Source organism: Aquabacterium sp. A7-Y, from assembly GCF_026153205.1.
GTDB lineage: Bacteria > Pseudomonadota > Gammaproteobacteria > Burkholderiales > Burkholderiaceae_C > Caldimonas.
Genome location: NZ_JAPFBW010000098.1, coordinates 1 through 566 on the forward strand (window position 1 = coordinate 1; position 566 = coordinate 566).

At 65.5% G+C, this 566-nt stretch carries 1 protein-coding gene; it reads left to right on the top strand.

The window, feature by feature from the left end; all coding sequences use genetic code 11:
* On the top strand, positions 1-566 hold a 566-nt coding region (locus OOT46_RS30685), incomplete at both ends, for an Ig-like domain-containing protein (RefSeq protein WP_265407415.1).

Genomic DNA, 566 nt, shown 5'->3' on the forward strand with positions numbered 1-566 from the left:
CTACACCTACACGCCAAACGCGAACTTCAACGGCACCGACACTTTCACTGTCGTCGTCACCGATGCGCAAGGCGCGACGGACACGATCACGGTCAGCGTGACGGTCAATGCCGTGAACGACAACCCGGTGGTCGTCGGCACGCTGAACAACGTCAGCAGCACCGATGCGGCCACCGTCACCATCCCGACCAGCGCGGTCTTCCGCGACGCCGACATCGCCACCAATGGCGACCGGCTGACCTTCTCCGCCACCGGCTTGCCGGCCGGTCTCAGCATTGACCCGAACACCGGTGTCATCTCCGGCACGCTGCCGAACAACGCCAGCGCCCAAGGTCCGTTCAGCATCGAAGTCACGGTCACCGACCAAGCGGGCAAGAGCACGAGCGCCAGCTTCTCGCTGACCGCCAACAATTTCGCACCAGTTGGCGCGGACGAAAACCACACCTTGGACGAAGACGGCACGCTGAGCGACGCTGTCGGCGCAACGGACGCGGATGGCGACACCCTCACCTACGCGGCCGGCACCGCGCCCTCGAACGGCACGGTGGTGGTGGCCGCCAACGGCA